We start from the raw sequence: 20,407 nt of genomic DNA, 5'->3' as shown, positions 1-20,407 counted from the left end.
GTCTCCGAGATCGGCTGGAGCGACCGTAGCAAAGGCGAGACGCCGCGCCAACGCCGTCCGCAAACGACGACGCCCCGCGCGGGGCGGGGCGTCGCCGGCATCGCGAAGCCGCGGTTTACTTCTTCTTCGGGATGTACAGGTCGGTGATGGTGCCGTCGTAGACCTCGGCGGCCATGCCGACCGATTCGCTCAGGGTCGGATGCGCGTGGATGGTGTGGCCGATGTCCTCGGCCTCCGCGCCCATCTCGATCGCCAGGCCGATCTCGGCCAGCAGGTCGCCGGCATGCACGCCGACGATGGCGCCGCCGACGATGCGGTGCGTTTCCTCGTCGAAGATCAGCTTGGTGAAGCCCTCGGTGCGGCCGATGCCGATGGCGCGGCCGCTGGCCGCCCACGGGAACTTGGCCACGCCGACCTTCAGGCCCTTGGCCTTGGCCTCGGTCTCGGTAACGCCGACCCAGGCGATTTCCGGGTTGGTGTAGGCCACCGACGGGATCACCCGCGCCACCCATTCCTTCTTTTCGCCCGCCGCCACTTCCGCGGCCAGCTTGCCCTCGTGCGTGGCCTTGTGCGCCAGCATCGGATTGCCGACGATGTCGCCGATGGCGAAGATGTGCGGCACGTTGCTGCGCATCTGCCGGTCGACCGGAATGAAGCCGCGCTCGGTGACGTTGACCCCGGCCTTCTCCGCGCCGATCTTCTTGCCGTTCGGCGTGCGGCCCACCGCGACCAGCACGCGATCGTAGGTGGTCGCGCCCAGCCCCGGCTGCTCGCCCTCGGCCGCGGCTTCGAACGACACGGTGATGCCCTTCTTGTCGGCCTTGACCTCGGTGGCCTTGGTCTTCAGGTGGACTTCGACGCCCTGCTTCTTCAGGCGGTCGGCCAGCGGCTTGACCAGATCCTTGTCGGCGCCCGGCATCAGCTGGTCCATGAACTCGACCACGGTGACCTTGCTGCCCAGCGCGCTGTACACGGTGGCCATTTCCAGGCCGATGATGCCGCCACCGACCACCAGCAGGGTCTTGGGGATCTCCTGCAGCTCCAGCGCGTCGGTGGAGTCCATCACCCGCTTGTCGTCCCACGGGAAGTTCGGCAGCTTCACCGCCTGCGAACCGGCGGCGATGATGCAGTGCTCGAAGCGCAGCAGCTGGGTCTTGCCGTCGGCACCGACGATCTCCAGCTCGTTGGGCGACACGAACGACGCCACGCCGGTAACGGTGCGCACCTTGCGCTGCTTGGCCATGCTCGCCAGGCCGCCGGTCAGCTTGCCGACCACGTTGTCCTTGTACGCGCGCAGCTTGTCCAGGGCGATCTTGGGCGTGCTGAAGGTCACGCCGAAGTCGCCGGCATGGGCCACCTCGTCGATCACCGCGGCCGCGTGCAGCAGCGCCTTGGACGGGATGCAGCCGACGTTGAGGCACACGCCGCCGAGGCTGGCGTAGCGCTCGATCAGCACCGTGTCCAGGCCCAGGTCGGCGGCGCGGAACGCGGCGGTGTAGCCGCCGGGGCCGGCGCCGAGCACCACCATCTTGCATTCGATGTCGGCCGGCTTGCCGCTGGCCAGCGCCGGCTTCGGCGCCGGCGGCTCGGCCGGGGCGCGATGCGACGGCGCCACCGGCGGCTTGCTGGCCGGCACGTCGGCCTTGGCCGCGGCGGGCGCGGGCGCCGGCGTGGCACCGGCATCCTCAGTTTCCAGCAGCGCGATCACCGCGCCCTCGGACAGGGTGTCGCCGAGCTTGACCTTCAGCTCCTTGATCACGCCGGCGCCGGGCGACGGCACTTCCAGCGTGGCCTTGTCCGACTCCAGCGTCAGCAGGCCCTGGTCCTTCTTGACCGTGTCGCCGACCGCGACCAGCACTTCGATGACCGGAACCTCGCTGTAGTCGCCGATATCCGGGACCTTGACCTCAATGACCGCCATGCAGCTTCTCCTGTGGCCCGGCCGGCGCGCCGGCGGGCGATTGCAGTTCTACGGCGCCGCCGCGATGGACGCGGCGCGCGCAGGTGGGGGAAAACACGGGCCGCGCCGGGCGCGGCGCCGTTGCGGCAGGACTTACAGCAGCACCCGGCGCATGTCCGCCAGCACCTGGCTCAGGTAGGTGGTGAAGCGCGCCGCCGCGGCGCCGTCGATGACCCGGTGGTCGTAGCTCAGCGACAGCGGCAACATCAGCTTGGGCGCGAATTCCTTGCCGTTCCACACCGGCTGGATCGCCGACTTGGACACGCCCAGGATCGCCACTTCCGGCGCATTGACGATCGGCGTGAACGCGGTGCCGCCGATGCCGCCGAGCGAGCTGATCGAGAAGCAACCGCCGCTCATCTCGGCCGGGCCGAGCTTGCCGTCGCGCGCCTTCTTGGCCAGCTCGCCGCTCTCGCGCGCCAGTTCGACCACGCCCTTCTTGTCCACGTCGCGGATCACCGGCACCACCAGCCCGTTCGGGGTGTCGGCGGCGAACCCGATGTGGAAGTACTTCTTCAGGGTCAGGTTCTCGCCGGCCGCATCCAGCGAGGCGTTGAAGTCGGGGAACTGCTTCAGCGCCGCGGCGCTGGCCTTGAGCAGGAAGGCGAGCATGGTCAGCTTGATGCCGGCCTTCTCGTTCTCCTTGTTCAGCGCCACGCGCAACGCTTCCAGGTCGGTGATGTCGGCCTGCTCGAACTGGGTGACGTGCGGGATCATCGCCCAGTTGCGCGCCAGGTTGGCGCCGGAGATCTTCTTGATCCGCGACAGCGGCTTGACCTCGACCTCGCCGAACTTGGCGAAGTCCACCTTCGGCCACGGCAGCAGGTTCAGGCCGTTGCCGCCGCCCGCCGCCGGCGCGCCGCCAGCCGAAGCGGCCGGCACGCCGCCGGACAGCGCCGCCTTGACGTAGCGCTGCACGTCGTCCTTGGTGATGCGCCCGCCGTGCTCGGTGCCGCTGACCTGGAACAGGTCCACGCCCAGCTCGCGCGCGAACACGCGCACCGCCGGGCTGGCGTAGGGCACCTTCTGCGGCAGCACGCTGTCGGCGTTGAACTCCACCGGCGGGCTGCTCGGGGTGCCGGCGGACGCGCCCGCCGCGGCGGCCTTGGCCGGGGCCGAGCTCTGCACCTGCGCGATCTCGCGCTGGGCCAGCTTGTCCGGCGCGGACGAGGCCGGCACCGGCTCCACTCCGCCGCCGGTCTCGGCGCTGGGCTGGACCGCGCCCGACGACGGCGCATCGGCGTTGGCGCCGGCCACTTCGATCAGCGCCACGACCTTGCCCTCGGACAGGCTGTCGCCGACCTTGACCTTGAGTTCCTTGACCACGCCGGCCACCGACGAGGGCACTTCCATCGTCGCCTTGTCCGACTCCAGGGTCACCAGGCTCTGGTCCTTGGCGACGGTGTCGCCGACCGCGACCAGCACCTCGATCACCGGCACATCGCTGTAGTCGCCGATGTCCGGCACGCGCGCCTCGACGATACCGGCCGCGCCCGCCGGCGCAGGCGCGGGCTTGACCGCTTCCTGCCGGGCCGGCTGCGCCGGCGCGGCTTCCTGCTTGGCCGGCGCCGCGGTCGCCTTGGCCGCTGCCGGGGCGGGCGCGGCGGCGCTGGCGCCGTCCTCGGCCACTTCGATCAAGGCCACCAGCTTGCCTTCGGACAGGCTGTCGCCGATCTTGACCTTCAGCTCCTTGACCACGCCGGCGAACGGCGACGGCACTTCCATCGTCGCCTTGTCCGACTCCAGGGTGACCAGGCTCTGGTCCTTCTTCACCGTGTCGCCGACCGCCACCAGCACTTCGATTACCGGGACGTCGCTGTAGTCACCGATATCGGGGACAAGTGCTTCCTTGATTTCGGCCATGCGGGCAACTCCGGCAACTAATGAGGGGGAAACCCCTATTGTGGCGGCCCGCAGCCGCAGCGCCAACCTTTGCCGGGCAAAAAAACCCGCGGCGGCCGTGCCGCGGCGCCGAGAAGCGCCTGCGTCCGGGCGTTCGCGGCGACTGTACGCCGGCGCATTGTCCCGGCGTCATCGCGGCCCGCAGCGGCGCGCAGCCTTCACGGACGGGCGCCTAGCATGCGCCGCACCCGATCGGAGTGCCGCCATGCGTGTGTTCGTGCTGTTGATGTCGTTGGCGATGCCGCTGGTCGCCTGGTTCGCGCAGCGCGGCGCGTTCGGCCCGACCAATGGCGCGATCTCCGACCGCTACCCGACCCTGATCGTCGCCGCCGGATATGCCTTCGCGATCTGGGGCCTCATCTTCCTGCTCGACCTGGGCTTCGGCCTGTGGCAGCTGTCGCCGCGGCGACGGCGCGACGGCGCGCTGGCGCGGGTGCGGCTGCCGGCGGCGCTGGGCTTCGGCCTGACCGCACTGTGGATGCCGGTGTTCTCGCAGCAGCACTTCCTGCTGGCGCTGGCGGTGATCTGGGCGGCGCTGGCCTGCCTGGCGCTGGCCGCGCTGCGCCTGTCGCGCGATCCGCACGCCGAGCCGTGGCAGGCGCTGTGGGCGTGGCTGCCGTTGTCGCTGCACACCGGCTGGCTGTCGCTGGCTGCCTTCCTGAACACCGCGCAGGTGATCGTCGCCTACCGCTGGCTATCCATCGAACACATGCTGCCGTGGAGCCTGGTGCTGTTCGCGCTGGCCGCGGCGCTGCTGCTCGGCCTGAACCGGGCGATGCGCGGCAACCTGGCCTATGCTGCCGCCGCGCTGTGGGCGCTGGCCGCGGTCTACGTCAAGCAGGCCGGCAGCGGCCTGGACGGGGCGCGTAGCGCGGCCTGGGTAGCGCTGGCGCTGGCCGCCGTGCTGCTGGTGCAGACGCTGTGGCTGCGGCTGCGCGCGCCGTCGCTGCGCGCTCAGCACTGATCCGGGCTACGACGAGGGCGTAAGCCAGGCCTGCAGCGGCCCCCAGGCCTGCTGCAGCCGCGGCAGCGAGAACGCGGCGTTGGCCGGGCTGGTCGAGGGCAGCGCCAGCACCGCCAGCGCCGGATCGCGCGGCGCCAGCTGCGGCTGCACGAAACGCGCGAACGCGTTTGCCGCGGCGGCGCCGTTGCAGGCGATCGCGCGCAACTGCGGCAACTGCGCGATGCGCGCGGGCAAGGGATTGGGCACTTCGCTGCCGCGCATGATCGCCGCGTCCAGGCTGCCGCTGCGCCGGCACTGGCCGATCACGTCCCACAGGCCCACGCCGCACGCGTGCATGGCCTGCAAGCGCGCGTGGTAGTCCAGTTGCGGATCGAAGCCGCACAACGCGCCCAGCAGCGGCCACAGACGGTTGCGCGGATGCGCGTAGTAGCGCGCGTGCTGCAGCGAGGCCGCGCCGGGCATGGAGCCGAGAATCAACACCCGGCAATCGTCGCGGATCTGCGCGGGCAAGCCCTGTAACAGCGTTTGCGTCGTCACGTCGAGGGCACCACGATGAATGTCGCCAAGCCTTAAAACCTCGTTATTTCAGGCATCGAACGCGTGTGTCTGAACGATGCCTGGACTCGCCCGGACGAGGTCGGCGTCGATTCATCTTCTCATCGATACGGTGTGCGCGCCCACTCCCGTGGCCCCACAAGAAAAAGATGAGGAGATTCCCAATGCGGTCCATTCAAATGCTGAGCCTGGCTGTCGTTTCCGCTCTCGCGTTCGCGCCTGCCGCGTTTGCGCAGGACGGCGCCGATACTGCATCCGGCAAGCGCTTTTCCGTCGTCGGCAGCGCAACCCTGCTCGACCCCCATTCCAAGCCGGCCAATGGCCTGGACATCGATGGCGGCCCGGCGCCGACCATCAGCGCCAGCTGGCTGATCAACGACAACTGGGCGGTGGAACTGTGGGGCGCGGCCGACAAGTTCAACCACCGCGTCAACGCCAGCGGCGTGGGCAAGGTCGGCACGGTCGAGCAGCAGCCGCTGGCGCTGAGCGGCCAGTACCACTTCGGCCAGGCGGACAACGTGTTCCGTCCGTTCGTCGGCGTCGGTTACTACGAGTCCAACTTCAGCAACGAGAAGATCGATGGCCTGTCGGCCAGCGGCCAGCACGTCGGCCTGGACACCGCCAAGGGTGCGATCGGCACCGTCGGCGTGGACATGAACATCAACTCGACCTGGTTCGCCCGTGCCGATGCGCGCTACATGCATTCGCGCCCGGAAGTGCAGGTCGCCGGCAGCGGCACCGGCCAGGACCTGAAGCTGGATCCGTGGTTGGTCAGCTTCGGCGTCGGCGCGCGCTTCTAAGCGCGCCTGCTCCACGTCACCAGCAAACGGGCCCGATCGGGCCCGTTTGTTTTTGCGCTGGCCGCCACTGCGGCACTGCGCGCCGATCCGCCGCTTCAGCGCGGCGAGCGGTCGTAGCCGCGATAGCGGTCGTAATGGCGCGCCTTGCGCCGCAGCAGCCACGCATACGCGCAGGCGTAGCCGAGCAACAAGGCCGCGGCTGCCAGCAGGCTGGCGTGGCTCATCCAGCCCTGCGCCGGCCACGCCGCGTGCTCGCTCATGCTGCGCCAGCCCTGCACCAGGCCGGCGCCGATGCGCGCCACCACCAGCAACGTCATCGCCAGCACCAGCCACAGGTTCGGCGTGTAGTACAGGCCCTGCGGCAGCGGTTCGAACCGGCTCAACCAGATCCCCAGCGCGCCCAGGGCGAGGCCCGCCAGCCAACCGAGACAGGCATAGGCCGCCGCGTTCGGCCACCAATGCGCGGCGATCAGCGCGAAGCCCAGCAACAGCGCGCTGGACACCAGCGCCGACCAGAACTGCACGCCGGCCAGCCACGCCCGCGCCTGGCGCCGCGAGGTGCCGTAGCGGAAGCGCTGCAGCAGCGATAGCGGCAACAACACCGCGGTGACCGCCAGCGCGATCACGATCGCCAGCGGAATGGCCAGCAGCAACGGCATGCGCGGGTCTCCTCAGAACGCCGGCAGCACCGCGCCCTGGTACTTGCGCTCGATGAAGGCCTTGACTTCGGGACTGGTCAGCGCCCTGGCCAGCTTCTGCACGCGTGGGTCGTCCTTGTTGTCGGCGCGCGCGACCAGGAAGTTCACGTACGGCGAGTCCTTGCTCTCGATCGCCAGCGCGTCGCGGGTGGGATTGAGCCCGGCATCGAGCGCGTAGTTGGTGTTGATCAGCGCCAGGTCGACCTGGTCCAGCACCCGCGGCAGCATCGCCGAATCCAGTTCGCGGAACTTCAGCTGCTTGGGATTGGCGACGATGTCGCGCTGGGTGGACAGCGCGTTGGACGGATCCTTGAGCTTGATGACCCCGGCCTTGTCCAGCAGGATCAGCGCGCGGCTGTTGTTGCTGGGATCGTTGGGGATCACCACGTCGGCGCCCTGCGGCAGCTCGGCCAGCGACTTGACCCGGCGAGAGTAGGCGCCGAACGGCTCGATGTGCACGCCGACCACGGTGACCAGGTCGCTCTTGCGATCGCGGTTGTAGGCGTCCAGGTACGGCTCGGTCTGGAAGTAGTTCACGTCGATCTGCTTCTGCACCACCTGGTCGTTGGGCTGCACGTAGTCGTTGAACACGCGCACCTCCAGGGTCACGCCCTGCTTGGCCAGCAGCGGCTTGACCACCTCAAGGATCTCCGCATGCGGCACCGCGGTGGCGGCGACGCTGAGGCGCGTGGTGTCGGCACCGGGCGTGGACTTGCCGCAGGCGGCCAGGGCGAGCACGGCGGTGGCGAGCAGCAGGCGAAGCGGGAGCTTGGTCATGGCGGGAATCCGAAAACGTGGGGAAGAAGAGCGGCCAGGCCGCCATGCAAGCAAGCTAGCAGACCTGGCCGCTGCATGCGGCGAAGGGCGTAGTGGCGCTTGTGTAGGAGCGGCTTCAGCCGCGACCGGATCTATCGGCAAAGCGGTCGCGGCTGAAGCCGCTCCTACAAAAAGCGCGGTACGGTAGCGACACGCGCTCAGCGCCGGCTGTAATGCGCGACCAGCCGATCGCCGAGCATCTGCAGGCCCTGCACCAGCAACAGCAACACCACCACGGTGATCAGCGCCACGTCGGCGTGCGAACGCTGGTAGCCGTCGCGGTAGGCCAGGTCGCCGAGTCCGCCGGAGCCGATCGCGCCGCCCATCGCGGTGAAGCCGATCAGCGCGATGGTGGTCACCGTGGCGCCGGCGATCAGTCCCGGCCGCGCCTCGGGCAGCAGCACCCGCGTCACCAGCTGCCAGGTGGTCGCGCCCATCGCCAGGCTGGCCTCGACCACGCCGCGGTCCACTTCGCGCAGCGCGGTCTCCACCAGCCGCGCATAAAACGGCGCCGCGCCGACCACCAGCGGCAGGATCGCGCCGCGCACGCCCAGCGAGGTGCCCATCGCCCACAGGGTCAGCGGGATCATCGCGATCATCAGGATGATGAAGGGCACCGAGCGCAGCACGTTGATCGCCAGCGCCAGCATGCCGTACAGCAGCGGCCGCTGGTGGGTCTGGCGCGGTCCGGTCAGGAACAGCAGCACGCCCAGCGGCAGGCCGATCAGCAGGGTCAGCGGCAGCGAGCCGCCGAGCATCAGCAGCGTGTCCAGCGTGGCGTTGCCGATCTCGGCCCATTTGCCGGGGTCGAGATTGCGGAAGAAACCGCTGGCGGCGGTCGCGAACGGGATCATCGGCGCAACTCCTCGACATGCACGCTGGCGGCGACGAACGCGGCCTGCGCCGCGTCCACGTCGCCGCCGACCAGGGCCACGGTCAGCTGGCCGTACGGGGTGTCCTTGATCCGGTCGATGCGCCCGGACAGGATGTTGTAGTCCACCGCGGTCTCGCGCGCGATGCGCCCGAGCAGCGGCGCATAGGTATCGCCGCCGACGAAGGTCAGGCGCAGGATGCGCCCGGCCACCGCGCCGAAGTCGCGATGCAGTTCGCCTTCGTCGACATGCTCGGCCTCGGACACGAAGCGGCGCGTGGTCGGATGCCGCGGGTGCAGGAACACCTCGGTGACCGGCCCGCTCTCGACCAGGTGCCCGGCGTCGAGCACCGCCACGCGGTCGCAGACGCGGCGGATCACGTCCATCTCGTGGGTGATCAGCACGATGGTCAGGCCCAGCTCGCGGTTGATCTGCGCCAGCAGGCTCAGCACCGAGGCGGTGGTCTGCGGATCCAGCGCGCTGGTGGCCTCGTCGCAGAGCAGGATCTGCGGTCCGGTGGCCAGCGCGCGGGCGATGCCGACGCGCTGCTTCTGCCCGCCGGACAGCTGCGCCGGATATTTGTTGGCGTGCTCGGCCAGGCCGACCCGGGCCAGCAGTTCGGCCACCCGCGCATCGATCTGCGCGCGCGGGGTGCCGGCCAGTTCCAGCGGGAAGGCGACATTGCCGGCGACGCTGCGCGAGGACAGCAGGTTGAAGTGCTGGAAGATCATGCCGATGCGCCGGCGCAGCGTGCGCAGGCCGGCGCGGTCGAGCGCGGTGACGTCTTCGCCGCCGATCAGCAGGCGCCCGCCGCTGGGCTCCTCGAGCCGGTTGATCAGCCGGATCAGGGTCGACTTGCCGGCGCCGGAGTGGCCGATGATGCCGAACACCTCGCCGGCCCGGATTTCCAGGTCGAGCGGGTGCAGCGCCACGACCGATTGGCCGGCGACGGAGTAGGACTTGTGCAGGTGCTCGAACTGGATCAACGCGCGGGGACCGGCAGCGGAAGGGGGCGCAAAGCCTATCAGGCCAAGGTTGTGCGCGTTATTCCATTCGATTCTAACGCTTGCGCGTGCAGCCGCAGGCAGCGGCGCCGGCTACGGATGCGCCTGCGGCGGCAGACGCACGGTGGCGCGGACCCGCTCGCGGTGCAGCAGGTACAGGCCGCTGGCGACGATGATCGCCGCGCCCAGCCAGGTCCAGGCGTCGGGCAGCTTGCGCCACAGCAGCCAGTCCCACGGGATCACCCAGATCAGCCCGCTGTACTCCAGCGGCGCGATCAGCGAGGCGTCGCCGCGGCGGAACGCCTGGGTCAAGGCCACCTGTCCCAGCGCGCCGGCCAGGCCGAGCGCGGCGATCCAGCCGGCATCGGCCAAGCGCAGCGGGACCCAGCCCGGCAGCGCCAGCGCCCCGGCGCCGAGCGCCATGATCAGCAGGAACCAGACCACCAGCGATTGCGGCGTCTCGGTGCGCGCCAGCAGGCTGACCAGCACCGCCGCGACCGCGTAGGCGGCCGCCGCCAGCAGCACCATCAGCCCCGGCAGCGACACGAAGCCACCCACGCCCGGGCGCAGCACCACCAGCACCCCGACCAGGCCGATGCCGATCGCGGCCCAGCGCCGCGGACCGACGTGTTCGCCCAGCAGCGGCACCGACAGCGCCGCCACCAGCAACGGCGCGACGAAGTAGATCGTGTAGGCGGTGGACAGCGGCAGGCTGCGCAGCGCCCAGGCGAAGCAGCCGATCATGGCGATGCCGAGCACGCCACGCAGCAGGTGCAGGCCCCAACGCACCGGCAGGATCGAGCGCGGGCCGGCGGTGGCCAGCACCCACATCAGCACGAACGGCAGCGAGGCGCCGCCACGCAGCGTGGCGACCTGCAGCGCCGGATAGTGCGCGGTCAGCATCTTCATCGCCGCATCCATCAGCGCGAAGCAAGCGACCGCCGCAACCATCCAGGCGGCGGCCGCGGCGTTGGAACGGGAGGTGGGCATGCGCGGATTATCGCCGCGATCGTTCGCGCCGCCCAGCAGCGCGGCCGCGTCGGCAGCGGCGCTGCGGCTACATCGGTAGGATATGGGGTCTTTCCCGAGGATCTGCCATGCCTTCCTTCGACGTCGTCTCCGAAATCGACAAGCACGAACTGACCAATGCCATCGACCAGGCGAACCGCGAGCTGTCGACCCGCTTCGATTTCAAGGGCGTGGAGGCCAGCTTCGAGCTCGACGACCAGGTCATCACCCAGGCGGCGCCGAGCGACTTCCAGGTCAAGCAGATGACCGACATCCTGCGCGCGCGGCTGATCGCGCGCGGCATCGATGTGCGCTGCCTGGAATTCGGCGACGTGGAGACCAACCTGGCCGGCGCGCGGCAGAAGGTCACGGTCAAGCAGGGCATCGAGCAGAAGCTGGCCAAGAAGATCGTCGCCGCGATCAAGGACGCCAAGCTCAAGGTGGAAGCGCAGATCAACGGCGACAAGCTGCGCATCAGCGGCAAGAAGCGCGACGACCTGCAGGACGTGATGGCGCTGCTGAAGAAGAGCGATTTCGAGTTGCCGCTGCAGTTCGAGAATTTCCGCGACTGACCCGTGCGCGGCGGCATATCCGCCGCACGCTTCGCCCGCCCGCCGCCCGCCCTCGCCCGCTGGAACCGCCTTGAACGCTCCCGACCCCAACGCCGACCCGATCGCCGCGACCCGCCTGTGGCTGGAACGCGCGGTCATCGGCCTGAACCTGTGTCCGTTCGCCAAGGCGGTGCACGTCAAGCAGCAGATCCGCTACGTGCTCAGCGACGCGACCACGCCGGAGGCGCTGCTGGAAGAGCTGAGCGAGGAACTGCTGTTGCTGCGCGACACCCCCGCCGAGCAGATCGACACCACCTTGATCGTGCATCCGCAGGTGCTGGGCGATTTCCTGGACTACAACGATTTCCTCGACAACGCCGACGCCGCGGTGGAGGCGCTGGACCTGCACGGCATCCTGCAGGTGGCCAGCTTCCATCCGCAGTACCAGTTCGCCGGCACCGCGCCGGAGGACATCGGCAACTACACCAACCGCGCACCCTTCCCCACCCTGCACCTGCTGCGCGAGGACAGCGTCGAACGCGCGGTGGCCGCGTTCCCGGACGCGGACGTGATCGTGGAGCGCAATCTGCAGACGTTGGAAACGCTCGGCCTGGATGGGTGGAAAAAGCTGTTCGCGTGAAGCGCGAAGAGCATCCGGATTCCTGTATCCCTGCAGGAGCGGCTTCAGCCGCGACAAGCACCACCGGTAACGCAGGTCGCGGCTGAAGCCGCTCCTACAACGCTACCGCGCCCTGCAGATATCCGGACCGACCGGCACCAACAAGCGCGCCGGCTTCCGAGTCCCCAGTCCCCAGTCCCGAGTCCCGGCTCCTTACCCAAACACCTGCGCCAGATCCGCCGCCTCCAGCACGCGCCACTGTCCGGCCGGCAGCGTCTGTTCCAGCGCGAAGCCGCCGATGCGGCTGCGGTGCAGCGTCGCCACGTGGTTGCCGACCGCGGCGAACATGCGCCGTGCCTGGTGGTAGCGGCCTTCGTACAGGGTGATGCGCGCCTGGCGCGGGCCCAGCACTTCCAGCTCCACCGGCAGCAGCGGCGTGGTCTCGCCGTCCAGCAACAGCGTGCCGCTGGCGAACTGCGCCGCCTCGTCGCCGCGCAGGTCCTCGGCCAGGGTCGCTTCGTAGACCTTGGCCAGCTGCGATTTCGGCGAGACGATGCGATGCAGCAGCGCGCCGTCGTCGGTCATCAGCAGCAGGCCGCTGGTGTCGCGGTCCAGCCGCCCGACCGTGGACAGCAGCGGCGAGCGCAGGCGGAAGCGCGGCGGCAGCAGGTCGTAGACGATGCGGCCCGGATCCTTGGTCGAGCAGGTGTAGCCGACCGGCTTGTGCAGCGCCAGGATCAGCCCCGGCGGCGGGTCCAGCGCCTCACCGTCGATGCGGATCGTCGCGTGCTCGACCTGGTCGTCGGCGTACAGCACCTCGCCGTCGGCGTCGGTGACGCGGCCTTCGCGGAACATCAGTGCAACCTGCTTGCGGCTGCCGTAGCCCAGGTTTGCCAGATGCTTGACCAGCTTCATCGGCGGACCGTGGCGCGGGCACGCACCGCCAGGATCAGCTTGAAGCCGTCGCGGGTGGCGACCACCTTGGTGTCGCCGAAGCTGGTATCGAGCACTGCCTCGTAGGGCAGGTGCCGGTTCGCCACCAGATACAGCTTGCCGCCGGGCTTGAGCGCCTGCGCGGCCACGGCGATGAAGCGGCGACCGATGTCCGGGCGCTCCATGCGCCCGGGCGCATGGAACGGCGGGTTGCTGACGATGAAGTCGTACTGCGCCGGCAGCCCCGCGGTCACGTCGTGCCAGTGGTAGCCCATCTCCACCGCGGCTGGCGCCTGCGCCAGATTCGAGCGGGCCAGCGCCAGCGCACGCGCGTCGGCCTCGAACAGGTCCAGCGCGGCGATCTTCGGGCAACGCGCCAGCAATTCCGCAGACAGATAGCCGTAGCCTGCGCCGAGATCGGCGCCGCGACCGGCCAGGTCGGCCGGCAGGTGTTCGGCCAGCAACGCCGAGGCCGGATCGATGCGATCCCAGGCGAACACGCCGGGACGGCTGCGGAAGCGCCCGTCCAGGATCGGCCGCGGCGCATCCAGCTTGGCCCAGCGCTGCTGCAGCGCGGCGTCGTGGCCGCCGTGCAGCGGCGCGGTCCAGTACGCGCGGCAGTGGTTCTTGGTCAGCTTGCCGCCCAGCCCGGCCAGCTGCTGCAGGTCGTCCTCGCCGGAGCGGGCGCCTTCGTTGTTGGACTGACAGGCCAGCACCACCCCGCCCGGCGCGGCCAGCGCCACCGCGCGCGCCAGCAACGCGCGCGCTTCGTCGCGCTGGCGCGGCGGCAGCACCAGCACCAACGCATAGCCGCCGGCGTCGTCGTGCTCGCCGGCGTCCTCGGCGCGGACCTGCCAGCCGCCCTGCTCCAGGGCGGTGGCGAACGGGCGGTAGCCCTGTTCGCACACCAGTTGCGCCGGCTGCGCATGCTGGCGCAACGCCCAGCCGTCGCGCGCGCGCAGGAACAGCACCTTGCCGGCGGGCCAGCGCAGCGCGCCCTGGGCGAAGGGCAGGAACAGGGTGTCGAGGGGAGCGTCTTGCAGAGCCGGCATGGGATCGGGATCGGACAGGGAATGCGCATTCTACCGGCAGCGCGCCGCCGGCCCGGTTTTGCGTTAAGCGAACGCATCATTGATGCGATGGCAACATTGCCGCGCCTAGGCTGCAGGTCACCCCGAACGGATGGAGAGGCAAATGCGCGCAGTGTTCATCGGTGGCGTCGTCGACAACAGCGAAGTGGACCTGGACGGCAGCCAGCCACCGCTGCACTACCCGGAAAACACCGGCACGGGGCGCCCGCGCTACCGCCTGCACCAGCGCGGCGAGCGCGACGACGGCAGCGTGGTCTATGCGGTCTATGCCGCGCCGGAACTGGGCGATGCCGAGGTGGAGCGCGTGTTCAACGAGCGCGGCTATGCGCGCCGCTTCGGCGTGGAGCCGGCGCCGGTGGACCACTAGGCCGCCGAGCGCCATCTGCGATGCCGGGCGCGCGTTGGCGTGCCTGGCATTGCCGTGTCTGGTTTGGGTGCGGGGTCGGCTTTCCCTGGGGTGGCGGGGATTGTGCCGTTGGAATGGGGCGTCTGAGCTGGGGGCGTTGCGGCCCGCGGCACGTGGCGTGCGGCTCGAGAGCTCTTCGCCGTTTTTCTACAGCGCTTGGGTTGTGATGTCTGTCGCGGCTGAAGCCGCTCCTACAGGGGTGTGTGTGTGCTGGCCGGGCTGTCGTGACTAGAGAAGTCGTGCAGGGCAGGCCTAGTTCGGTGCGGGGTCTTGGCTTCGCGCGTCGCGACTGAAGTCGCTCCAACACTGGGCATTTGGGCATTCCGACAAGTCAGTGACGGTGCAGCGTTTCCTTGTGGGAGCGACTTCAGTCGCGACGCGCTGAGCGTCAGCACTCGCAGCACACAGGATCGCGCCACTCCGATCCAAAGAGCGCGGCAGGGCAAAGCGCGGCATGGCGCTAATCGACCGGCCCGCAGCTCTCCAACAAACCCTTGCGTCCGCCTGCCGCCGTCCCCGGCCGGCAGGCCGGGGCACGGCCATGGGCGACTACTTGCCGGTCTTCGGCGCCACCCGCCAGATCACGTTGCCGACGTCGTCGGCCACCAGCAGCGCGCCGGGCTTGTCCACGGCCACGCCGACCGGGCGGCCCTGGGCCTTGCCTTCGGCGTCGAGGAAGCCGGTCAGCACGTCCTGCGCCTTGCCGCTGGGCTTGCCGTCGACGAACGGCACGTAGACCACCTTGTAGCCGGACGGCGGATCGCGGTTCCAGGAGCCGTGCTGGCCGATGAAGGCGCCGCCCCGATACGCCTGCGGCAGCAACGCGCCTTCGTAGAAGGTCAGTCCTAGCGACGCGGTATGCGCACCCAGCGCATAGTCCGGCTTGATCGCGCTGGCCACCATCTCCGCGTTCTGCGGCTGCACGCGCTCGTCCACGTGCTGGCCGTAGTAGCTGTACGGCCAGCCGTAGAAGCCGCCCTCGCGCACCGAGGTCAAGTAGTCGGGCACCAGGTCGCTGCCGATCTCGTCGCGCTCGTTGACCACCACCCACAACGTGTCCGCGCCCGGCTGCCAGGCCAGCCCGACCGGATTGCGCAGGCCGCTGGCGAACACCCGGGTGGCGCCGCTCTGCGCGTCCACTTCCAGGATCGCGGCGCGGTTGAGTTCGGCGTCCATGCCGTTTTCGGCGACGTTGCTGTTGGAGCCGACGCCGACGTAGAGCTTCTTGCCGTCGCGGCTGGCCAGCAGGCTCTTGGTCCAGTGATGGTTGATGCCGCCGGGCAGGTTGGCGACGAAACTGGGCGCGGCGCTGATCTGGGTGTCGCCATCCTTGTACGGGAAGCTGACCAGCGCATCGGCGTTGGCGACATACAGGCGGTCGCCGACCACGGCCATGCCGAACGGCGAATACAGGCCCTTGAGGAACTGCGTGCGCACCTCCGCCACGCCATCGCCGTCGGCATCGCGCAGCAAGGTGATGCGATTGGCGCTGGGCACCGTAGAGCCGGCCTTGGCCATCATCGCGCCCTGGATCTTGTCGCGCAGGCCGCTGCTTTCCTTCTCCGGCGCCGGCGGCGCGGCGGTCTCGGCCACCAGCACGTCGCCGTTGGGCAGCACGTACAGCCAGCGCGGGTGGTCCAGGTCGCGGGCGAAGGCCTGCACCGCCAGGCCGGCGGCCGGCACCGGCGCGGCGCCATCGGCCCAGCGCTTGACCTCGGCGACCTTCACCGTGGGGATCATGCGCTTCACCGGGTCGGGCAACACCGGATCCGGGCCCATCCCCTCCTCGATGGAGTGCTTGGCGGTATCGCCGCAGGCGGCGAGCAGGGCGGCGCTGAGCACGCAGAAGGCCCAGCGGGCACGAATTGGCGAGGGCGTGATCATTCTTCGTGGGCATCCAGGCTCGGGGGGTTCCGATGATGCACAGCCACGCCGCGGCAAAAGTGAAAGACGCGTCAAGACGTCTCGTCGCCGCGCGGGTCGTTGTCCCAGGGCCGGGCCGGAAGCTGGCGCACGCTGCGGATCTCGTCCAGCCAGATGTAGTGGTGTTCGGCAGGATCGTCGAGGCCGTCGATCCGCACCTGCGCGTTGCTGCCTTCGCGCTCGTTCTCGTCGCGGAACTGCTGGATGCTCGGGCGGATCGTGACGGTGCCCAGGAACGCGCTGCCGTCGGTGAGTTCGATGCGCACGTTGGACTGCTCCGGCAACTGCAGGATCAGTTCCTCCAGCGCCTGGATCTGCGCCTGGTCGGTGTGGACGCGCTTGGCATACTTGGTCATCGGCGTGCTCTCTGCAGGGGACGCCCTACCCTAGCGCCGCAGGCGTGAGCCGGCGGACAAGGCCGCCGCTCAGCGTTGCCGGGCGAAGCGCACCGCGGACACCAACTGCGCCACGCTGTAGGGCTTGGCCAGGTGTTCCTGGAAGCCGGACTGCAGCGCGCGCTTGCGATCGTCGGCGCGCGCCAGCGCGGTCACCGCCACGGCCGGCAGTTCGGCCGCCTCCAGGCCCATGTTGTCGCGGATCGTGCGGATCAGGCCGTAGCCGTCCATGCCGGGCATGCCGATGTCGGTGACCATCACGTCGATGCGGTCGTGGCCGCCGTCGTCCAGCACCTCCAGCGCCTCGCTGGCGGACCCGGCGGTGACCACCTCCGCGCCCTGCTCCTCGAGCAGGCGCCGCAGGTAGTCGAGCATGTCCGGCTGGTCCTCCACCGCCAGCAGGCGCATGCCTTTCAGCGCGTAGGCCTCCACCACCTGCTCGGCCATCGCGAAGGCGCGCACCTCGCGCAGCGGCCGCTTGCCCGGCGCGTTGCGGTGCAGCGGCAGGCGCACGGTGAACACCGAGCCGCAGCCGCGGCCTTCGCTGGCGGCGCTGACCTGGCCGCCGTGCATTTCCACCAGCTGCTGCACGATCGCCAGGCCCAGGCCCAGGCCGCCATGCAGGCGCGTGGTGGTGCCGTCGGCCTGGCGGAAGCGGCCGAACAGGTGCGGCAGGAATTCCGGAGGAATGCCGTCGCCGGAATCGCGCACCGCCACGGTCACATGCTCGCCGTCGGCGTCGATGTCGATCGCCAGTTCGATGTGGCCATGCGCCGGGGTGAACTTGACCGCGTTGGACAGCAGGTTCCAGAACACCTGCTGCAGGCGCGTGGCGTCGCCCAGCACCAGGCACGGCTGCGCCGGCTCGCGCAGGGTCAGGGCCTGGTCCTTGCCCTCGGCGACCGGTTCCTGCGCACGCAGCGCTTCGCGCACCTGTTCGACCAGGTCCAGCGCTTCCACTTCCAGCTGCACCTTGCCCAGCAGCATGCTGCTCAGGTCGAGCATGTCCGAGATCAGCCGCTGCTGCGCGCGCGCGCTGCTGGCGATCACCGACAGGCCCTTGTTGCTCGGATCGCCCGGCGGCAGCCGCTGCAGCAGCAGGTCGCTCCAGCCCAGGATGGTGGTCAGCGGGGTGCGCAACTCGTGCGACAGCGTGGCCAGGAATTCGTCCTTCAGCCGCGCCATGCTCTCGGCGGCGTTGCGCGCGCTGCGCTCCGATTCCAGCAACTGCTCGCGAGCCAGTTCGATGTCGCGGCGCTCGGTGACGTCCGGGCTGCTGCCGGCCAGGCCGATGAACTCGCCCTCGGACGAATAGCGCGGCATCGCGGTCATCTCGACCCAGCGCCAGGCGCCGTCGTGGCGGCGCGCACGTACCAGCGCGCGCAGGTTGCGTTGCTCCTCGAGCGCGCTGCGCAGCTCGAAGGCGAACACGCCGGCGTCTTCCGGGTGCAGCACGTCGCCCCAGCCGGGACGCGCGTCGTCCGACTCCGGGTTGATGCCGAAGAACTCGGCGTAGGCGGTATTGGTGAAGCGCAGTTGGCCGGTGGCGTCCAGCACCCAGACCGGCATCGGCAGGCCCTCGGCGAGCGCGCTGAAGCGCGCCTCGCTTTCGGCCAGGTCGCGCTCCACGCGCTTGCGTTCGGTGATGTCGAGGAACTGAATGGCCACCTGGTGGCGCTCCGGCGCGCCGACCCGGAACGCGTCGACCGTCCACCAACGGGCCAGGGCCGAGGCATAGTTCTCGAACTTGGCCGAACAACCGGTGCGCGCCACCTCGCCGTACAGCCGGAACCAGTGTTCCTCGTGGGTCGGCGACAGCTCACGCATGCGCCGGCCGATCACGTCGCGCATGCCGGTCTCGCGCTCGAACGCCGCGTTGACCTCCAGGAACACGTAGTCCACCGCCAGGTCGCCCTCGAACAGCACCTGCACCACGCAGAACCCCGAATCGATCTTGTCGAAGATCTCGCGATAGTGCAGGTCCGACGCCTGCGCGAGCGACGAGAGGGACGATTCGGTGCTGACTTGCATGGTGTGGTGTGCTCTGGAAACGGCGGCGACGGAAGAAGCGAAGCGGCGCTCGCGTCCACGGCGTGAAGACCCTCAGGGCCGGAGCGGGCGCGCGCAGCCCGCATCTTGTTAAGCCGTTCCGCTGCCGTCAAGCCGGAACCTCGCCGGCCCCCTCCCGCGGCTCACCACAGGAATGCGACGACCAGCACGATCCCGAGCAGCGACAGCGCGATGCCGGCGATGACGCCCCATTGCGTCATCCGTGCGCTGCGCAAGGCCTGCTCTTCCAGCCAGCGCTCGGCCTCCTCGCGCCAGGACGGCGGCGGCGACTGGTCCAGGATCTGCTGGACACGGGTCACGCCCAGTTGCTGGCATTGCCGGCGGCACTGCTCCGGCGCGGCCGCCTCTTCCGGTGCGATTGCGTAAGACATGCGGACTCCTCTAGCCCAGCGTGAAGCGTGGGCTGTCGCTGCTCAGCTCGTGCTCCACCGCCATGCGCGCCAGGCGCGTGTAGTTGGCGCGCGGACCGGCGCCGCGGCCGACGATCAGGCCCAGGTACTCCAGGCCGGTCCAGACCCGCGCCTTCCACTCGACCCCGCTCTCGGCCAGCACCAGGGTCAGCGAATAGCGGAAGTTCTGGCCCTGCGGGCTGCGGAAGGCATAGATCGGCGGGAACTGCACCGCCACGTCCTGCTGCTCGCCGAGCGAAGCCAGATAACGGCGCAGTTCCTGGCGCACATCCTCGCCCGGCGCCAGCCGCAGCTGCCGCGCCGCCTCGTCCAGGTTCGCCTGCTGCTCGACGAAGCTGGCCGCGCCGCTGGCCGGGCTATGCCCGTTGCGCTTGGCCCAGTCGATGAACTGCAGGCGCACATCGCCCGCGGCGTGCGCATGGTGGAACAGCGGCATCTTCATGCGATCCCCGGATCAACGTATCTGTGGCCGTCATCGTCGCGCGCGCGCCGTGAAGTACGCGGCGACGCAGCGTGAACCGCACGTCACATGGCCCGGCGACATGAATCGGTTGCCAACGCCGGCGACGGCAGGCTTTGTCCCGATTGCGGCGGCGCACGCGCAGGCACACACTTGACCTGCACCCCTCGTGGAGATCCGTCATGAAGATCCGATACGCCTGGACGGCGCTGGCCCTGGCCTGCCTGTTGGCGGGCGGAGCCTCCGCCGAGACCCGCAACGTCACCGATCCGCAGGCCCCGCGCAGCATCGAGGGCGATGGCCCGGTGCAGGTGCGCTGGGCCGACCCGACCACGTTCACCGAACTGCGCCACAGCCGCAACCGTTGGGAAGCGCAGCGCGGCGACTGGGTACGCGACTTGGCCGAGTACCTGCAGGAGCGCGCGGGCAAGCAGTTGGCGCCCGGCCAGCGCCTGGACGTCGAACTGACCGACATCAAGCGCGCGGGCGACTACGAGCCCTGGCATGGCGTGCAGTGGAACGACGTGCGGGTGATGCGCGACATCTACCCGCCGCGCATCAGCCTGACGTTCACCCTGCGCGGCGCCGATGGCCAGGTGCTGGAGCAGGGCGAGCGCAAGCTGCTCGACACCAGCTATCTGTTCAACAGCTCGATCGGCATGAGCACCGACCCGCTGCGCTACGAGAAGCGGATGCTCGACGACTGGCTGCGCCGCGAGTTCCGCGACGACGCGGCGATGGCTGAGCGCTGAGCGGCGCGTGGCGGCTTCGCGCGTTGGTGTTTGTCGCGGCTGAAGCCGCTCCTGCAGGAACGTGCGTCGAGTGGGCTGAGTGTCTGCAAGAGGGCTCCAGCCCCGATGGTTTCCGAAGCCGGAAATTCTCCCGCTGCGTTCGTCGCGGCTGAAGCCGCTCCTTGTATCTGGACATAGGGCCTCTACGGCGTTATGTCTTCCGACTGATCATCGGAGGA

General features: G+C 69.6%; 21 protein-coding genes. 6 read left to right on the top strand and 15 right to left on the bottom strand.

Annotated features, from left to right (window positions below):
• Positions 1 to 115: 115 nt before the first annotated feature.
• Both lpdA and aceF read right to left on the bottom strand, forming a co-directional pair.
• A complete protein-coding gene (gene lpdA, locus VDQ83_RS16735) occupies positions 116 to 1,921 on the bottom strand; it encodes a dihydrolipoyl dehydrogenase (protein WP_455435780.1) in 1,806 nt (601 codons plus the stop codon).
• A 132-nt stretch (positions 1,922 to 2,053) separates the two neighbouring features.
• Complete coding sequence (gene aceF, locus VDQ83_RS16730; protein ID WP_455435779.1) at positions 2,054 to 3,823, bottom strand: dihydrolipoyllysine-residue acetyltransferase; 1,770 nt, start codon at positions 3,821 to 3,823, stop codon at positions 2,054 to 2,056.
• A gap of 244 nt (positions 3,824 to 4,067) precedes the next feature.
• Between aceF and VDQ83_RS16725 the strand changes: the two genes are divergently transcribed.
• Positions 4,068 to 4,826, top strand: coding sequence for a hypothetical protein (locus VDQ83_RS16725; protein ID WP_455435778.1), 759 nt, complete (start codon positions 4,068 to 4,070; stop codon positions 4,824 to 4,826).
• A gap of 6 nt (positions 4,827 to 4,832) precedes the next feature.
• Here VDQ83_RS16725 and VDQ83_RS16720 read toward each other — a convergent pair whose 3' ends face one another.
• Positions 4,833 to 5,363 (bottom strand): DNA-deoxyinosine glycosylase, encoded by a 531-nt coding sequence (locus tag VDQ83_RS16720; RefSeq protein WP_455435777.1) that lies wholly within the window; start codon positions 5,361 to 5,363, stop codon positions 4,833 to 4,835.
• Between the two features lie 182 nt (positions 5,364 to 5,545).
• Here VDQ83_RS16720 and VDQ83_RS16715 point away from each other — a divergent pair, with 182 nt between their 5' ends.
• Positions 5,546 to 6,181, top strand: coding sequence for an OmpW/AlkL family protein (locus VDQ83_RS16715; protein WP_263397091.1), 636 nt, complete (start codon positions 5,546 to 5,548; stop codon positions 6,179 to 6,181).
• 95 nt (positions 6,182 to 6,276) lie between these two features.
• On the opposite strand, the gene VDQ83_RS16710 is transcribed toward VDQ83_RS16715, so the two are convergent.
• The 5 genes from VDQ83_RS16710 to VDQ83_RS16690 form a co-directional block, all read right to left on the bottom strand.
• The gene (locus VDQ83_RS16710; RefSeq protein ID WP_455435776.1) at positions 6,277 to 6,840 is read right to left on the bottom strand and encodes a DUF1453 domain-containing protein; all 564 of its coding nucleotides are present in this window, start codon (positions 6,838 to 6,840) and stop codon (positions 6,277 to 6,279) included.
• 12 nt (positions 6,841 to 6,852) lie between these two features.
• Positions 6,853 to 7,656 carry a MetQ/NlpA family ABC transporter substrate-binding protein gene (locus VDQ83_RS16705; RefSeq protein WP_455435775.1) on the bottom strand — a complete coding sequence of 268 codons (804 nt, stop codon included), beginning with the start codon at positions 7,654 to 7,656 and terminating at the stop codon, positions 6,853 to 6,855.
• 197 nt (positions 7,657 to 7,853) lie between these two features.
• The gene (locus VDQ83_RS16700; RefSeq protein ID WP_455435774.1) at positions 7,854 to 8,549 is read right to left on the bottom strand and encodes a methionine ABC transporter permease; all 696 of its coding nucleotides are present in this window, start codon (positions 8,547 to 8,549) and stop codon (positions 7,854 to 7,856) included.
• Positions 8,546 to 9,553 carry a methionine ABC transporter ATP-binding protein gene (locus VDQ83_RS16695; RefSeq protein WP_455435773.1) on the bottom strand — a complete coding sequence of 336 codons (1,008 nt, stop codon included), beginning with the start codon at positions 9,551 to 9,553 and terminating at the stop codon, positions 8,546 to 8,548. Before VDQ83_RS16695 ends, VDQ83_RS16700 begins: the two co-directional genes overlap by 4 nt.
• Before the next feature lie 111 nt (positions 9,554 to 9,664).
• Positions 9,665 to 10,561, bottom strand: coding sequence for a DMT family transporter (locus tag VDQ83_RS16690; protein WP_455435772.1), 897 nt, complete (start codon positions 10,559 to 10,561; stop codon positions 9,665 to 9,667).
• Between the two features lie 107 nt (positions 10,562 to 10,668).
• On the opposite strand from VDQ83_RS16690, the gene VDQ83_RS16685 reads away from it, so the two are divergent.
• Together VDQ83_RS16685 and VDQ83_RS16680 are read left to right on the top strand one after the other, a co-directional pair.
• Complete coding sequence (locus VDQ83_RS16685; protein ID WP_263397085.1) at positions 10,669 to 11,151, top strand: YajQ family cyclic di-GMP-binding protein; 483 nt, start codon at positions 10,669 to 10,671, stop codon at positions 11,149 to 11,151.
• A 70-nt stretch (positions 11,152 to 11,221) separates the two neighbouring features.
• Positions 11,222 to 11,770 (top strand): DUF1415 domain-containing protein, encoded by a 549-nt coding sequence (locus tag VDQ83_RS16680; protein WP_455435771.1) that lies wholly within the window; start codon positions 11,222 to 11,224, stop codon positions 11,768 to 11,770.
• Positions 11,771 to 11,962: 192 nt separating this feature from the next.
• Here the strand turns inward: VDQ83_RS16680 and VDQ83_RS16675 are convergent, their stop codons facing one another.
• Positions 11,963 to 12,664: a pseudouridine synthase gene (locus tag VDQ83_RS16675; RefSeq protein ID WP_455435770.1), complete on the bottom strand. Its 702-nt coding sequence runs from the start codon at positions 12,662 to 12,664 to the stop codon at positions 11,963 to 11,965.
• Positions 12,661 to 13,734: a class I SAM-dependent methyltransferase gene (locus VDQ83_RS16670; protein WP_455435769.1), complete on the bottom strand. Its 1,074-nt coding sequence runs from the start codon at positions 13,732 to 13,734 to the stop codon at positions 12,661 to 12,663. Before VDQ83_RS16670 ends, VDQ83_RS16675 begins: the two co-directional genes overlap by 4 nt.
• A gap of 142 nt (positions 13,735 to 13,876) precedes the next feature.
• Between VDQ83_RS16670 and VDQ83_RS16665 the strand changes: the two genes are divergently transcribed.
• On the top strand, positions 13,877 to 14,140 hold the full coding sequence (locus tag VDQ83_RS16665; protein WP_263397081.1) for a hypothetical protein: 264 nt from the start codon (positions 13,877 to 13,879) through the stop codon (positions 14,138 to 14,140).
• Positions 14,141 to 14,728: 588 nt separating this feature from the next.
• Here VDQ83_RS16665 and VDQ83_RS16660 read toward each other — a convergent pair.
• The 5 genes from VDQ83_RS16660 to VDQ83_RS16640 all read right to left on the bottom strand — a co-directional run bounded on the left by VDQ83_RS16660 (position 14,729) and on the right by VDQ83_RS16640 (position 19,419).
• Positions 14,729 to 16,063: a PQQ-dependent sugar dehydrogenase gene (locus VDQ83_RS16660; protein WP_455435768.1), complete on the bottom strand. Its 1,335-nt coding sequence runs from the start codon at positions 16,061 to 16,063 to the stop codon at positions 14,729 to 14,731.
• Positions 16,064 to 16,134: 71 nt separating this feature from the next.
• Positions 16,135 to 16,458 (bottom strand): DUF3247 family protein, encoded by a 324-nt coding sequence (locus VDQ83_RS16655; RefSeq protein ID WP_263397079.1) that lies wholly within the window; start codon positions 16,456 to 16,458, stop codon positions 16,135 to 16,137.
• Between the two features lie 69 nt (positions 16,459 to 16,527).
• Positions 16,528 to 18,528, bottom strand: coding sequence for a PAS domain-containing hybrid sensor histidine kinase/response regulator (locus VDQ83_RS16650; RefSeq protein ID WP_455435767.1), 2,001 nt, complete (start codon positions 18,526 to 18,528; stop codon positions 16,528 to 16,530).
• 161 nt (positions 18,529 to 18,689) lie between these two features.
• Positions 18,690 to 18,938: a hypothetical protein gene (locus tag VDQ83_RS16645; RefSeq protein WP_455435766.1), complete on the bottom strand. Its 249-nt coding sequence runs from the start codon at positions 18,936 to 18,938 to the stop codon at positions 18,690 to 18,692.
• Positions 18,939 to 18,948: 10 nt separating this feature from the next.
• Entirely contained in the window at positions 18,949 to 19,419 is a 471-nt protein-coding gene (locus VDQ83_RS16640; RefSeq protein ID WP_263397076.1) for a hypothetical protein, read from the bottom strand.
• 200 nt (positions 19,420 to 19,619) lie between these two features.
• Here VDQ83_RS16640 and VDQ83_RS16635 point away from each other — a divergent pair, with 200 nt between their 5' ends.
• Positions 19,620 to 20,189 carry a DUF3016 domain-containing protein gene (locus VDQ83_RS16635; RefSeq protein ID WP_455435765.1) on the top strand — a complete coding sequence of 190 codons (570 nt, stop codon included), beginning with the start codon at positions 19,620 to 19,622 and terminating at the stop codon, positions 20,187 to 20,189.
• Positions 20,190 to 20,407: the final 218 nt, after the last annotated feature.

Source organism: Xanthomonas sp. WHRI 7945, assembly GCF_035026585.1.
This window is presented reverse-complemented; position numbering and strand designations above follow the sequence as displayed.